Origin of the sequence: Microcoleus sp. B4-C1, from assembly GCF_036705285.1 — a bacterium.
Lineage (GTDB): Bacteria > Cyanobacteriota > Cyanobacteriia > Cyanobacteriales > Microcoleaceae > Microcoleus.
Map to the genome: position 1 here is coordinate 1 of NZ_JAUBUC010000132.1, position 14,777 is coordinate 14,777.

The window sequence follows — 14,777 nt, forward strand, 5'->3', positions numbered from 1 at the left end:
TCATTATTATTCAATTATATTTCTACATAAAGGGGTATTGACAAAATCTACTCCGTTCTAACTTGTTACCAATGGGAATTAATGGGGTTACGCTTTCGCTCGCTCTGGTTGTTGGGCGGGGTCAGCCATAACAGATACAAGTTTCCGACAACAATAGTGAGCAACCCAAAATTTTAGATATTAGTTCCCGCCCCCAGATGTATCTGTGGAGTAAATCTAAAATCTAAAATCTACTGAGGTATGCGCCGAAGATGTAACCCTGTACTACTGATTGAGGGGTGTCATACCTCGATCGCCCATTGAGCTCAATTATTTATGGGGTCTGTCGCTCTGGTAGTTGCGAGAGCCATAATTTAAGCCATAATTGTTGATAATATCAATGGATGCCTCTCGATAGGAGTGGGTATCCATCGTGGCGCTTAAGCCAAAAATAATATCAAACGGTAGCAGCAAAAACAATAACTATAAAAATAATTTAATAATCTATGTGGGCTCAGGGAAGTGAATATGTTTAACGCAACTGAACTGCTGATTAAGGCTTTTGTCAATCGCCTGATTGAAGGCTACCGCCACACTTATGGCGGGTTTAAATCTGACTATGGTGAGATTATTGCTTGGGTGGCGAGTATGGCTTTAGAAAATATTGCTAATAGCGATGCTCTTTACCATAATGTCGAACACACTATTTTAGTGACTTTGGTGGGACAAGCAATTCTGGGTGGGAAGCACATCCGCGAAGGGGGTGTTTCCTGCGAAGATTGGCTGCACTTCCACATTGCTTTGCTATGTCACGATATCGGGTATGTTAAAGGTGTTTGCCGGCAAGATAGAACAGATTTGGGACTGTATGCTACGGGCATAGGCGACCAGAAATTAACGCTGCCTCCGGGGGCGACGGATGCTAGTTTGATGCCTTATCATGTCGATCGCGGAAAAATGTTTATTGACGAGCGTTTTGGCGGTCATAAACTGATTGATGCTGAGCTGGTTAAGCATAATATTGAGCTGACTCGTTTCCCAGTTCCTGCAGATGAAGATTATCAAGATACTGTAAATTATCCCGGTTTAGTTCGGGCTGCTGATTTAATTGGTCAGTTGAGTGATCCGCGATATTTGCAAAAGATTGCGGCGCTGTTTTACGAGTTTGAGGAAATTGGGCAAAATCGGGTTTTGGGCTATCAGAATCCGGGGGAGTTGCGGGATGGTTATCCGAAGTTTTATTGGAATGTGGTTTATCGGTATGTGAAGGATGCGATCGGCTATTTGGAACTGACGCAGCAGGGGAAACAAGTTGTTGCTAATCTGAGCGCGAATGTGTTCCGGGTGGAGCATTCTCAGGTGGGAGTTGAGGATGTGGCTGTAGTTCGTTGATGCTTTGTCCGCCACGAGGAACGAAGCAATCTCATATCATGTCGGGTCAATGGACCACAAGTCCTGTAGGGGCGGGTTCACCAACCATAATTGCCTATAATCTACAATATAATAAACCCGCCCCGACCACGATATTATGGTCGATCTGATTCCTTGTCCGCCACGAGGAACGAAGCAATCCCAGCGCTGATTCTTTGCGATCGCGACAGTCCTGGATGCACTCATACTAAAGAAACCGGGTTTTTTACCTAATCTTCGTTGCTACAGCCAAGGATTTTCGTAAAAAAACCCGGTTTCTGACTATCCCTGCGTCTAGCACTGTGCTAGTAACGAATCAATCTCGCGATCGAATTCAGCAATCCTGTTGATATTGAAGCGCTAAATCTTCGATGAGTTCCACCATTGCGCGAACCATAGGCATTTTAGTGAGAATTTCGATCCAATACCATTGTCCGTTGGGATTGAGTTCGATAAAATAGAGCGTATCATCCTCGTCGCGAATGATATCGAATGCACCAAAATTTAAGCCGAACTCGTCAAGCATTTGATGAAGTTTGTTGAGGTAATCCATTGGTAGCTTGTCGGGAACGTGAACGAGTTTATCTGGTTCGGTGACGCGCCAATCTAAGGTTACATCTGAATCGTTGGTATGTTTGGCATCAATGCGACAGACAAAATCATGTTTACCGATTAATGTAACGCGATATTCTGCTTTCTTTTGAATGCGTTTTTGAATAAAAACAGGTGCCAATCGAATACTCTCTCGAAATTCCTCAAGTGTTTCGACATCAATGGGGCGAGTATAACACGCATACTGCTTTTCATCATGTAAGAATCCAGAGTAGCGCATGGGTTTGACAATGCACAGGCCCTGTTCTGTTACAAAGTTGCAAGCAGCATCGTATGAATTTGTGACGAGAGTTGGAGGGATAGTAATTCCCAATTTTTGAGCAATGGGAATTTGGTTGATGCGATGGGATGGCAATCTAATCTTGTAGTAGTTATTGACCCACCTCGCTTTAGGATATAAGCCAGACAGAGAGTACATCAAAGATTCTGTTTCTTCTTGACAATACTTGATTGCCCAAGCATCATCAACTTCTGGAAAAATTGTATAGTCGTTAGGTTTTCGCCACCAAATCACGCCGATTTCTTGAGCTTCTTTCAAGGAGTCTTCAAAGGACAAAAAACTTTGAGTGGGATTGCCAGAAGCTTGCCACGAGTAAGCATATTTGCTTTTTTGAATAAAACTTTCTGAATTTAATCGAATTGCTCGAATATTTGATTTTTGCAATTGGTTGATAACGACATCCGCATGAATGTCAGTCTCGGAAGTCACGATTAAAAGGTCAGTCATAGGATTTGAGATTTGAGATTTGAGATTTGAGATTTGAGATGAAAAATTACGGATTCTGTATGGGTTTGGATCTTATAGGGGATTGCATTATTTTTGGAAACGGGTATCACAACCAAACCAATTGAAATAAAATTGACAGTGAAAGACCTGTCATGCAAAAATTCATGCAGGTCTTTCAAGAAATCAGATGGCAAGCAAAAGACGACCTTAGCCAGAGCAAATTCTAGTCGTCCTCTTGCTGGTCATCATCATTCTCGTCAAACTGCCTAACAGTGGAGCCACTGCGATTACACCAGGAGCCACTCATGGAGGTGATGTTGGAGGTCTGCGTGGTGGGATCGTAGCTAAAAGTCTCCTCGGCGGTGATGCCGTACTTGGGCAAGATGCTCAGGTGCATCATCAAAGGATTTGCTTTTTTGTCTAGAGCGAGTTGGGTAGTCGTCATAAGTTAGTCTTTTTGAGCGATTGTTTTACTTTCACAATGCTACAGCTTGCCAATTAATTTGTATAGTCGAAAAAGGTCGGATAAAGTCGTATAATATAAAAAGTTTTGATAAAGCTTTAATCGTTTTTGTATTCAAGGCGAAAATAGTCGGATCTAGACGGTTTTAGTTCGATCGCTCGGATATTGTGAGGAGGCGCGGGTGAACGTTAAGGAAGCACTGGCTTTTGCGGATGAAGTTGTCTTTGCGAAAACTGGCAAGCATTTAGATGATATGCAAGTTGGTGTGATTGAGGGCGTTCTGAAGCGGCAAAAGTATGGCGATATTGCCCAAGCGCTGAATTGTACTGAGGGTTATGCTAAAGATGTGGGCTACGAGTTATGGGAGTTGTTCTCTGATGCTTTTGGAGAAGAGGTTAATAAATTAAACTTGCGATCGGCACTGATTCGCAAGTCGAGAATTAGCAACGTTACTGGTAGCGTTATTAGTGGAAATCATGTTGCTCGTGGTCATGTAATCGGAGCTCTGAATGTCTGCACATCACAGGAAGAGTCGCCTGAGTTTTTGCGGGGAAAGCAGCGGGCGAAAATTGAGGCGATCCAACGCTTGCAAGCAGTAGGCTTGACCGATGAGCAAATCGCGCAATGCTTGGATCTGAGGCTAGAAGAGATTCGACAAGTCGATTTGACAGAATAAGAATGTTTTGCTCCTGATTACCAGATAGATTGAATCGTTAAAAAGCTCAGAAAACGAAAAATCACCATGAGATTCATTAACCCCAAAATCGAGTTTGCATTCAAAAAAATATTCGGCTCCAATCAAAGCAAACCAATCTTAATCAGCTTTCTCAATGCCATGATTTATGATGGTAATCCCACCATCACCGACTTAGAAATTATTGACCCGTATTTAGCATCGAGAGTCCAGTATCTCAAAGACTCTTACCTGGATGTCAAAGCCAGACTTGCAGGAGGCGCAACTGTAATTATCGAGATGCAAGTTTTAAATGTAGAATCTTTTTCTAAACGGGTGGTTTACAATACTGCGAAAACTTACTCGACACAACTGATGCGCGGTGAAGGTTACTTTAAGTTAAAACCTGTAATTGCTTTGACAATTACTGATTTTGAAATGTTTGACAATGACCGAGAAGTAATTTCTCACTTTGTCTTCAAGGAGAAAAAGCGTTTATTTGATTATGTCGATCCAGAGATAGAACTGATCTTTATCGAGTTGCCAAAATTCACTAAACAATTGGATGAATTAGAAACTTTGACTGACAAGTGGGTTTATTTTATGAAAAATGCTCCCAGTTTGGAAGTGGTACCGCAAACAATGGAAACAGTCTCGGAAATACAGCAAGCCTTTGCTATTGCTAATGAAACTAACTTGAATCCCGAAGAGTTGGCAGATTTAGAAGCACGCGAAAGGTATATTCTGGATCAGCAGGGAATCTTGCGAAAGGGAATTGAAGAAGGACTCGCACAAGGGCGAGAAGAAGGCAGAGAAGAAGGCAGAGAAGAAGGACTCGCGCTAGGAATGAGAGAAAAAGCTCTAGAAATTGCTAGGCAACTTCTCAATGTTCTTGATAATCCAACTATTAGTCAAACTACGGGTTTGAGCGTTGAAGATATCCAAAAATTGCGGGAGGAATAGAAAGGAAGGGAAAAAGTGCGATCGCACAATTAGTACACCTTTTCTCCCTACTAGGATCAGCCTGGTAGCGCAGGTTTTTGACGCTCTGCCTCTTTGATTGAGAATGAAACCAAATATTAACTCTCATCCACATAATCCTCAAGGATGAGTCTGCCCTCTCTCTAAAGGAAGATTTCATTAAACCAGTAAATTCCGTATGATGCTGTAAAAGTCAGTCAGATGGGAAAGCTATCTCCGACTCTAGCTCCGAATAACTGACCAATCTTACAATAAAAAAAAATACATCTCATGACATCAGTCACTCCCAATCAAACTTCCTCTCAATATGAAGTTAGCGAACCCGAAGAAAAAATTGAGTCTCTGGTAGAAGAAGTTAAGCCAGAAAGCGAAATCGATTTAGAGTTTCTCTACACCAGAGACATTGAATTCCGACAAGAAACAATTTATTTCATTGTAGTCGATCGCTTTTACGACGGCGACCCCGAAAATAACGAAGGCCCCAACCCAGAACTTTACGATCCAGAAGGGAAAGATTGGGGCAAATATTGGGGCGGCGACTTGCAGGGAGTTATCGACAAACTCGATTACTTAAAAGATATGGGAGTTACTGCAGTTTGGCTGACTCCACTGTTCGAGCAAGTGGAAGCATTATTTGTCGAACAAGCTGCAATTCACGGATACTGGACTAAAGATTTCAAGCGATTAAATCCCCGCTTTATTGCCACAGGCGACAATCCTTCTATCAACCAAACACAAGAAACTAAAGATACCGTATTTGACAAATTAGTACACGAGTTGCACCAGCGAAACATGAAACTCGTACTTGATATTGTCTGCAATCACAGTAACCCAGATTTTAGCGGTAAAAAAGGGGAACTCTACGATGATGGCGTAAAAATAGCTGACTTTAACGACGATGAAGATGACTGGTATCACCACTACGGCGAAGTCACAAACTGGGAAGATGAATGGCAAGTCCAAAACTGCGAACTTTCTGGTTTAGCAACTTTTAACGAAAACAATATTGCCTACCGCAATTACATTAAGTCAGCAATTAAACAATGGCTGGACAGAGGTGTTGATGCTTTGCGGGTTGATACAGTCAAGCATATGCCTATTTGGTTTTGGCAGGAATTTAATGCTGACATTTTAACACACAGACCTGATGTTTTCATTTTTGGCGAATGGATTTACAGCGACCCTAGAAACGATCGTTCTGTGGAATTTGTCAACGAGTCGGGGATGACTATTTTAGATTTTGGTCTGTGCGTGGCAATTCGAGAAGTATTGGGGAAGGGTGCGGGCGCGGGATTTAAGTTAGTCCAAGATGTCCTGAATTTGGATCACCGCTACTACGGGGCGACGGAGTTAATTACTTTTATTGACAACCACGATATGCCGAGGTTTCAGTCGTTGAATCCAGATCCAGAAATGCTGCATTTGGCGATATGTTTAATTATGACGACTCGCGGTATTCCCTGCATTTATTACGGCACTGAACAGTATCTGCACGATGATACAGATGGGGGGAATGACCCTTACAACCGCCCGATGATGGAAAAGTGGGATAATGATGCGCCGATTTACCGAGATGTGCGTTTGCTGTCGGGATTGCGACGGCTGAATCCAGCTATTTCGATGGGGAGTCAGTGGCAAAAGTATCTAACTCCTGATGTTTATTGTTACGTGCGCCGCTATCGCGATTCTGTGGTGTTTGTAGCGATGAATCGTGGCAATTCTGTGACACTTAAAGAGGTGGATACTGAGTTGCCTGATGGAGAGCATACGGAGGTTTTATCGCGCCGCAAGTTTGAAGTTAAAGACGGGATGCTGTATAATTTAGAGTTGGGTTCGCGGGAAGTAATGATTTTTAGTCGCGTCGGAGAACGAGTTAAGGCGAAAACTATTGTGCGGGCGCAGCTTAACAGCGTTAGAACTCAGCCTGGGGAAAGAATTGTGGTGATTGGAGATTGTCCTGAGTTGGGGAATTGGGATATTAGTAAGGGCTACCCCTTGGAGTATATCAATACTAATACTTGGTTTGGGGAAATTCCTTTTAATGAAAGTGCGGGGAAGTTGATTTCTTATAAGTATGCGCTGCTACGGGAAGGACTGTCGCCGCTGCGAGAAAATCTGGTTTGTCGCCGCTGGGTTTTAGTTTCGGAAGGGACTGTGAAATGGCGGGATAAGTGGGCGAGTGGACGCGAGTCGTGATTTTTAATCAACAGGCTTTCCGGCTTGTTTTACCAGTTTTTAATCAACGGGATCTCCGGTCTGTTCCACAACCAAGTTTCTGTTTTGTGGAACGGGCCTGAGAGCCCGTTGCTGATATTACGAGTTTAAAGCGATCGCAGCTTCTGGGCTAAAACATCGACATAAGGTTCGCTGCTGTGCTGGTTCACAACCATTTCGTACCCCCGCTGCGCTTGAGATTCAGCTTCTTGAGGATTTTTTAGCAAATGGACGATCGCCTCGCGCAAACCTGCTGCATCTCCCACATCTACCACTTTGGCAATATCCGGGGTGGCTAAATAATCGACCATACCTTGAGTCCGAGTAATGACGACCGGCCGCTTGCAGGCCATTGCTTCTAGCAAACCCTGCACTCCAGCAGCATATTTATTTTCTGCCAAACAAACTGCAATTACGTCTGCATCGCGATAAAGCTGCACTAAATCCGGCCATTCGTAGAACTTGCGGGACATATTTTCTGGCATAGTATCGGGGAAAGCTTGCGATAAAGCTTTGGCATCTTTAGAAAAACCGCTAATTTTTACGTCAACATCTAAGTCAGCAGTTGCTGCTGCTAGGAGTCGGTAGTCGCGCTTTTCTAACCCGACGCTAACAATCGTTTGCCGCTTTTTATCGCCAGAAACGGGGCCGGGTGTGAAAAACTTAGTGTCTGTCTGGTCTAGATGCACTAAAATCCGGGATTCAGGTAAAGCTAAATAACTGCGGAGGAAGTCAGTTTGAGGGCTGGCGCAAGCCATGAACACGTCAATTTTGTCAGCCAAACCAAATAGTTTCAGGGCGACGCGGCCGCGCAGCCGATCGATATTGTGGAAATGTACAAAAATTTTAGGGCGATTTGGCAATTGGCCACACACCGCCGCCACTGGAATCCCAATGTCCTCGCCGTTACAAAATATCACGTCGTCGCTGCTGACTTGCTCTGACAATTTGCGCGCGGCGGCCCAATGTTCGGGTTTAGAAGAAATTTTCGATCGCAGCTTGTCGCTCAACGATATCGCTTCGCCATCCGGGGCGTGGACGGTGGCATTTAAGCTGTCTCTGAGGGCTCGCAGGACGTGGCGAGGACATTTGCCTAGTTGTGCATCGCGGTCAATTCCATCTAGGTCTATTTTGCGACCTAATGCCAAATGGTATTTCAAAGTATTCTCCTTATAATTATCCTGGGGCTGGGACAAATTATCTAACCTCAGAAGATTCTATCCTCTGCTGTTGAAAGTGCTAGTGCGATCGATCAGTCGATTTTAGATTTTAGATTTTAGATAAATCTGGGGGGTTCTCCCTCATGTGTAAATTTTTTTGAGTTCCATCAATCTCACATCTTGCACCATTCTCAAGAACGGGCTCTGGGGCCCGTTCTACAAAAGATAAATTTCTTGTGGAACAGGCCGGAAAGCCTGTTCGTAAAAGGATTATTGACAATGGTGCAGCACATCAGATCGATCCTGTCTGGGGCTTGTATCGCAACCGCGCTGACGGTTAGGAAACCGGGTTTATCGACACCCGCGCCCAAATCCTGTACGAATCAAAAACAGTGACCAAGAATTTCTAGATGGTACCGCCACGTGATTTATCTCGCGCAAATCAATCCAAAATCGAAAATCTCAAATCCTCAAGCCCCCGAATTGATCTCGCGCAAGTCAATCCAAAATCTAAAATCTAAAATCTAAAATCGAATGACACGCGCCGATCGATTCCAAGGACTTAAGCTTTTATGCTGAAGTTAGCTAAAGAATTTATGTTTAACCTCATGTATATTTCTCCAGAGCAAGACCAAAAAATTCGCTACACCCTGCGCGAGTGCGGTCAAGAAGCTTACAAGCTAGCAGCCGAACCTTTTGAAGTTTCCGAGAAAGGGCCCAACGACTACGTGACGAGTATCGATCAATACCTAGACCGACAACTATCGGCAGCATTTAGCGCTTTGTTTCCTGAAGACGGCAGGATCACCGAGGAAAACGTCGCCTCCAGAACAGCTTACTGCGCCAATTACCAGCGCCTCTGGTGCATCGATCCCCTCGACGGGACTGAAGAATTTATTCGGGGAAAACTGCACTACGCTTCCATGGTGGGGCTGCTGCTGGAAGGGAACCCGGTGGCCGGCTGGCTCTACGCCCCGGCTTTTGACCAAATGTATTTTGGCGGCAAAGATTGGGGATTGTTCCAAAGTGTCGGAACCGAAGCGCCACAGCCGATCGCCCTATGCAAACCCCCGGCTCCGACAGCGGAAAATTGTAAAATTATTCTCGGAGACAAAGACCAGAAAAACTACGCCCTGGCGATCGCCCAAAGCATCCCCGGCGCAGAATTTTACTCGCTGGGCAGCTTTGGCTTAAAAGTTATGGAAGTTATCTTCGGTCGAGCTGGTTTGTACCTGTATCTCAACGGCAGAGTTAAAGTGTGGGATACCGCCGGCCCTTTGGCTTTAGCAAAAGCAGCCGGATTGGTTTGTTGCGACTTGCAAGGTCAACCGCTGAGGTGGAGTAAAGATGCGATCGAGCCGGAAACTCTGGCCCACACGCAGTCAATCGCGATCGGCTGGCCGGAATACATAGAACCTCTGTTGGGCAAAGTTCAAAAGGCAGTGGCAGGCTTGTAAACCCGTTTAAGATTAAAGAATCTGCCAATTTTACGTGAACCGGGCCTGTGCACCCTTATGATCAATTAAAGGAGCAACGGATTGTTTGTGTTCCCAAACATCGATCTTTCCCTAGCTGTTGGGTGTCGCCTAATCATAGTTTTCCACCTGCGCGAGTTTGCGTCAGGAACCTCAGCTATCAGGCGTGAGGCTTGGAAGAGTAATCTGACAAGCCATTCTGACGGGCCTTGCGTCTTAACTGACTACGTTTTTTGAGTCACGACACTCCTTGAATGCGAAGCCAGTTTTGGGCTCTGTCGCTGAAGGTTAAACAGCCCTAATGTCACTGGGGCAGTGCTTTGGGCCCAACAAGCTCACTAAACCAAGGCGCAGGCTAACATCACCCCGAAAGGGAGGCTCGAAAGAGCAAAACACTATGCGTACAGGGCTGGGAAGTTTGAGGCGGTAATTGTCCCGCTGAAAGTGCAACACTTTCATCACACTCCCGCCAACCAGTCCCAAGGCGGTAGTAATCAAAAAAAGACAATATAAAGCCGTCCTAGAAGGACGGAGTTTCTACCCATTTTTTTGATGAAGACAGAAGCTTTCAGTGAGCTATTCCCTCTATTTAAGGGTGCTAACCCAGAAACCTTGGGAGGGCTGCTATCAAATGCCGTCAAGCATGAGTATCCCCCGGGCCGAGCTGTGGTGATGGAGGATTCTTGGGGCAACGCGATTTACTTTGTCGTGTCTGGCTGGGTAAAAGTCCGGCGCTTGTCAAACGATCGAGCTGTATCAATGGCTATTTTAGGACGGGGTGCCTTCTTCGGCGAAATGGCCATTCTGGACGAATCTCCCCGATCGAATGACGTGCTTGCTCTATCGCCCGTGCGACTTCTCAGCGTCACAGCTCAGCGATTTATCCAAACCCTGTTTAAAGACCCGCAATTACACCACCGGATGTTGCAACTGATGGTACGGCGGCTGCGCCAAACCAATCTCCGCTATCAACTCCGAAACCGCCAGCCAGCGGTTAAACTAGCAAATACTTTAGTCGAGCTGGCAGAAAACTACGGTCAGAAAACTGCTGAGGGCAAAGATATCTTCAATATTCCTTATGAAGACTTAGCTGATGTCACAGATATCACCCTAGATGAAACCAGCAAAATTATGGAAAAACTCGATAGTAAAGGTTGGATCAATATCGATCCAGACCACCAAACTATCCATTTGCTCAACCTCAAGCACTTGATTAATTTGGCAAGTCAATGACTGATGTTACTTCTTTGGATACCTCGTCCGCTGCCGGCAACCGTGAGGGGCAACTAACAGCACCGACAATTCAATATTCGGTGGCGATGCCCAATCCTGAATCCCATCTCTTTGAAGTAACTTTGCGCGTGCAAGGTTGGTCGGAGTCGGTTCTGGATTTAAAAATGCCTGTCTGGACTCCCGGTTCTTACTTGGTTCGAGAGTACGCCCGCCACCTGCAAGATTTTAGCTCGCTATCGGGCGATCGAGCTTTACCTTGGCGCAAGCTCAGCAAAAATCACTGGCAAATCGAGACCGATTCGGTGTCAGATATCACGGTTCGCTACCGCATTTTTGCCAACGAACTGACAGTGCGAACCAATCATTTAGACTCGACTCACGGTTATTTCAATCCGGCGGCTTTGTGCTTTTTCTTGCCCGGTTTTGAGAGCAACTGCTACACCGTAACCGTTGTGCCGCCGCAGCCGGAATGGCGCACCGTTACTACTTTGCCGCCTGTTTCTGGCCAAAATCTTACTTTCGCTGCTGCGGATTTTGACACTCTCGTAGACAGTCCTTTTGAGATTGGCTGTCACGAAGTATACGATTTTGAAGTGATGGGAAAACCCCACCAGCTAGTTGTTTGGGGAAAAGGCAATTTAGAACCCGATCGCACGATTCGAGACATCCAAAAAGTGATCGAAGTTGAGGCAAAAATGTTCGGCGGTTTGCCTTACGAACGCTATGTGTTTTTCCTACATTTGTCCGGCTCTGGTTTTGGCGGTTTGGAACACAAGGAGAGTTGCACTCTCAACTATCCGCGTTTTGGTTTTCGGGCTAAGGAAAAGTATGAACGCTTTATTCAGTTGGTAGCTCACGAGTTTTTTCACCTGTGGAATGTCAAGCGCATTCGACCGAAAGCTCTCGAAGTATTTGACTACGAAAAAGAGAATTATACTCCTTCTTTATGGTTCTCTGAAGGCACTACAAGTTATTACGATTTGGTGATTCCTTTTCGCTCAGGTCTCTACAGCGTGAAAGGTTTTTTCCAAGGTATGGCTAAGGAAATTACTCGCTTGCAGACGACTCCGGGGCGGAGTGTACAGCCTGTGAGCGAGTCGAGCTGGGATGCTTGGATTAAACTTTATCGCCGGGATTCTAACAGCGACAACTCGCAGATTTCCTATTATTTGAAAGGGGAAGTTGTTTCGTTTTTGCTCGATTTGTTGATTCGCGCCAAACACCGCAATGAGCGATCGCTCGACGATGTGATGCGTTTGATGTGGCAGAAGTTTGGCAATGCTAATTCTGCCCAAAACGACGATTTTGACCTGAAGTCGGAAACAGACGGCAAATCGGCGCATTTAACCTCAAACGGACACTTAAATTCTCCTTCGCTACCCGCAGAAATAGGCTTTACTCCCGAAGAGTTGCAAAGTGCGATCGAGTCGGTCGCCGGCATCGATTTGAGCGACTTTTTTGCGCGCTATATTGACGGCACAGAAGAGTTGCCTTACAACAAGTATCTGGAACCTTTCGGGCTAGAACTCACCGCAGGTGAAACTAGCGAAATACCTCGCATCGGTTGGACGTTGGGAACGGAAAACGGGCGGGAAATGGTTAAATTTGTCGAAGTAGGATCTCCGGCACAATTGGCCGGAATTGATGCGGGAGACGAGTTGCTGGCGATCGAAGGTTTTCGGGTAAATTCAGAACAAGCGGGCGAGAGACTAAAAGATTTTAAGCCTGGGGATATCGTCTCGGTGACAGTTTTTCACCAAGACGAACTGCGGACTTGTCCTGTTACTCTCGCCCCGCCGCGCCCGATGCGTTACTCGATCGTGCCGGTGGAACAGCCCACCGCTATTCAGAAACAAAACTTTACTGGATGGCTGGGAGTTCCTTTATCGAAATTGTGACCTAACAGAAGGTGAACGGGAAAGAAAAGACCAGAAGAAATCAAGCTCAATTCCCAATTCCCAATTCCGCTAGCATCCTCCTGGTAAAATTGAATCACCCGTCAATACTCAACTATCATTCAGTTTTTCGACTGACAGTTAACAGTCAACAGTCAACAGTCAACAGTCAACAGTCAACAATAATTCCGGTTGCACCGGAATTAATATTACCAATTACCCATTTTGATTATGCAAACCCCACCTCCTCCATCAATTACGCCCCGCCAAATGAATCTGCTGAGAATTGTTGCTTCTATGGCCTGGGCTGACGGCGAACTCGCCACAGAAGAAGTTAATTTAATGCTCGATCGCTTTTGTCGTTTGTTTGCCCCAGATACCGACGGACAACAAATGCAACAAGAACTGCGGGATTACATCATGCAAAATATCCCCCTTGACGAGTTGATCGGCCAACTAGAAACTCAAGATGAAAAGGAATTAGTCTTGCAACTAGGCTATGAAGTGATTTCATCTAGTTCTCGCACTCCCGATGAACCAAAAATTAACGCTGAAGAAGCCGCAGCTTATCAAAAATTAGTGCAGTTGCTGAATCTTTCAGAGGATGTGGTCAAGCGTATTGAAGCTGAATCATCGGCTGCAGATACTTCAGAGGGAATTGTCGAGAAGATGGCTCACAAATTAGAAAAGTTCATCAAAGGCTAGTTCGGGACTTGCGTGCGCTTGGCTTAAAAACCCGGTTGATTTCTAGATTTCTCGTTACTCAACCTGGAATTTTTCGTAGAAACCGGGAATAAGCCTGCCATCGGTAAGTCTTGTTAGGTAAGTATCGAAATAATATTTTTCTGAGTGCAACTATTTACAACTAAATCAGAAGGGAAAAAAACCGGATTGTGACTCCCAATTTCCCAAGATATACTAACAAAAAAACACGGAAAAGTCGAGAATATTTTTCATCGCCTGGAACGGTAACAGAATTTGCGTGAAGCGAAGCTATCCCGCAGGGAATCAATCGCCCTTCCCGCGCGCTGCCTTACCCTTAACGAGAATTAGGGACTTAGGCAAAGCCTAAATCCCTAATTGATCTACAGATTTTTTGCGATTACTGAAAGTGATATCGTTTCCGGTTGCATCAGAATAATAAAATCGAGTCAACAGTCAACAGTCATTTCGCTCGTACAACCGGAATTGATATTAATCCAACCAGTCATTAGTGCGGTAACTTGCTGAGGGCGTGCCAAGTTCTGTAGCCGACAATTCCATCTTGCGGTAAAGCCATGCTCAGTTGCAATTGTCGCACTGCTACATCTGTCATCGGCCCGAATAATCCGTCAATGAATCCGAAATAGTATCCATTGATTTTCAAGACATTCTGAACAATTTTAACAGCATTACCAGAACTGCCCTTCATGACGATCGGCATATTCACAGGTGCACCAGAGTATAGTGCTTCCCAAGTGAGAGGGCCGACAATCCCATCTTCTTTTAAAAAGACGCGGTGTTGATAGCCTATGACCCCGTTGTAAACTTGGACGCCGAAAATACCGTCAATCGACCCGAAATAATAACCCCAATGAAATAGAAGCTGTTGTAGTTCCTTGACAGCTTGACCTGTTGAACCCCTTTGCAAAGTCGGTTTGTTTACTCCCGTGGTTTCAGCAAATGCCAGAGTTGATTGAGCAGTAGTATCGGCGACGAGAGCCATAGTTTCATTGTTCAAGCTTCTTTCTTCGGTGTACATAATGTGGTTCCTCTCAACATTTAAGTTTTGGTGTTTGATATTTCAGGTATAACTGGTGGGATTTGTGGATGCACAGTCACTTTTTAGAGTGTCACTCATGTGAGTGTCGCTCGTTTGAGTTACCCGTTGGTTTGTCGTAAGGATCGCGAATTAAATAACTTACAATTTTAATTGTTATTGTGGGATGGGCGTCCCGCCCGTCCTTTTTGGACGG

At 45.1% G+C, this 14,777-nt stretch carries 12 protein-coding genes; 8 read left to right on the forward strand and 4 right to left on the reverse strand.

Annotated features, from left to right (window positions below; genetic code table 11):
* Positions 1 to 507 precede the first annotated feature (507 nt).
* On the forward strand, positions 508 to 1,371 hold the full coding sequence (locus tag QUB26_RS29590; protein WP_333320886.1) for an Npun_R2479 family HD domain-containing metalloprotein: 864 nt from the start codon (positions 508 to 510) through the stop codon (positions 1,369 to 1,371).
* A 352-nt stretch (positions 1,372 to 1,723) separates the two neighbouring features.
* Here the strand turns inward: QUB26_RS29590 and QUB26_RS29595 are convergent, their stop codons facing one another.
* Together QUB26_RS29595 and QUB26_RS29600 are read right to left on the reverse strand one after the other, a co-directional pair.
* Positions 1,724 to 2,728, reverse strand: a complete 1,005-nt coding sequence (locus QUB26_RS29595; RefSeq protein WP_333320888.1) for an MvdC/MvdD family ATP grasp protein — start codon at positions 2,726 to 2,728, stop codon at positions 1,724 to 1,726.
* 223 nt (positions 2,729 to 2,951) lie between these two features.
* Positions 2,952 to 3,173 carry a hypothetical protein gene (locus QUB26_RS29600; protein ID WP_333054024.1) on the reverse strand — a complete coding sequence of 74 codons (222 nt, stop codon included), beginning with the start codon at positions 3,171 to 3,173 and terminating at the stop codon, positions 2,952 to 2,954.
* Positions 3,174 to 3,372: 199 nt separating this feature from the next.
* On the opposite strand from QUB26_RS29600, the gene QUB26_RS29605 reads away from it, so the two are divergent.
* The 3 genes from QUB26_RS29605 to QUB26_RS29615 all read left to right on the forward strand — a co-directional run bounded on the left by QUB26_RS29605 (position 3,373) and on the right by QUB26_RS29615 (position 7,041).
* Positions 3,373 to 3,867 carry a hypothetical protein gene (locus QUB26_RS29605; RefSeq protein ID WP_333242257.1) on the forward strand — a complete coding sequence of 165 codons (495 nt, stop codon included), beginning with the start codon at positions 3,373 to 3,375 and terminating at the stop codon, positions 3,865 to 3,867.
* Positions 3,868 to 3,933: 66 nt separating this feature from the next.
* Entirely contained in the window at positions 3,934 to 4,827 is an 894-nt protein-coding gene (locus tag QUB26_RS29610) for an Rpn family recombination-promoting nuclease/putative transposase (RefSeq protein ID WP_333242254.1), read from the forward strand.
* Positions 4,828 to 5,115: 288 nt separating this feature from the next.
* On the forward strand, positions 5,116 to 7,041 hold the full coding sequence (locus tag QUB26_RS29615; protein ID WP_333242251.1) for an alpha-amylase family glycosyl hydrolase: 1,926 nt from the start codon (positions 5,116 to 5,118) through the stop codon (positions 7,039 to 7,041).
* A 125-nt stretch (positions 7,042 to 7,166) separates the two neighbouring features.
* On the opposite strand, the gene QUB26_RS29620 is transcribed toward QUB26_RS29615, so the two are convergent.
* The gene (locus tag QUB26_RS29620; RefSeq protein WP_333242248.1) at positions 7,167 to 8,219 is read right to left on the reverse strand and encodes a glycosyltransferase family 4 protein; all 1,053 of its coding nucleotides are present in this window, start codon (positions 8,217 to 8,219) and stop codon (positions 7,167 to 7,169) included.
* Positions 8,220 to 8,791: 572 nt separating this feature from the next.
* On the opposite strand from QUB26_RS29620, the gene QUB26_RS29625 reads away from it, so the two are divergent.
* The 4 genes from QUB26_RS29625 (at position 8,792) to QUB26_RS29640 (ending at position 13,527) form a co-directional block, all read left to right on the forward strand.
* Positions 8,792 to 9,676, forward strand: a complete 885-nt coding sequence (locus QUB26_RS29625) for an inositol monophosphatase family protein (RefSeq protein ID WP_333242246.1) — start codon at positions 8,792 to 8,794, stop codon at positions 9,674 to 9,676.
* A 570-nt stretch (positions 9,677 to 10,246) separates the two neighbouring features.
* Positions 10,247 to 10,927 (forward strand): Crp/Fnr family transcriptional regulator, encoded by a 681-nt coding sequence (locus QUB26_RS29630; RefSeq protein ID WP_333242243.1) that lies wholly within the window; start codon positions 10,247 to 10,249, stop codon positions 10,925 to 10,927.
* Positions 10,924 to 12,825 (forward strand): M61 family metallopeptidase, encoded by a 1,902-nt coding sequence (locus QUB26_RS29635; RefSeq protein ID WP_333320890.1) that lies wholly within the window; start codon positions 10,924 to 10,926, stop codon positions 12,823 to 12,825. Before QUB26_RS29630 ends, QUB26_RS29635 begins: the two co-directional genes overlap by 4 nt.
* A gap of 228 nt (positions 12,826 to 13,053) precedes the next feature.
* On the forward strand, positions 13,054 to 13,527 hold the full coding sequence (locus tag QUB26_RS29640) for a TerB family tellurite resistance protein (protein ID WP_333242237.1): 474 nt from the start codon (positions 13,054 to 13,056) through the stop codon (positions 13,525 to 13,527).
* Positions 13,528 to 14,032: 505 nt separating this feature from the next.
* Here the strand turns inward: QUB26_RS29640 and QUB26_RS29645 are convergent.
* The gene (locus QUB26_RS29645) at positions 14,033 to 14,563 is read right to left on the reverse strand and encodes a peptidoglycan-binding protein (protein WP_333054016.1); all 531 of its coding nucleotides are present in this window, start codon (positions 14,561 to 14,563) and stop codon (positions 14,033 to 14,035) included.
* Positions 14,564 to 14,777 lie beyond the last annotated feature (214 nt).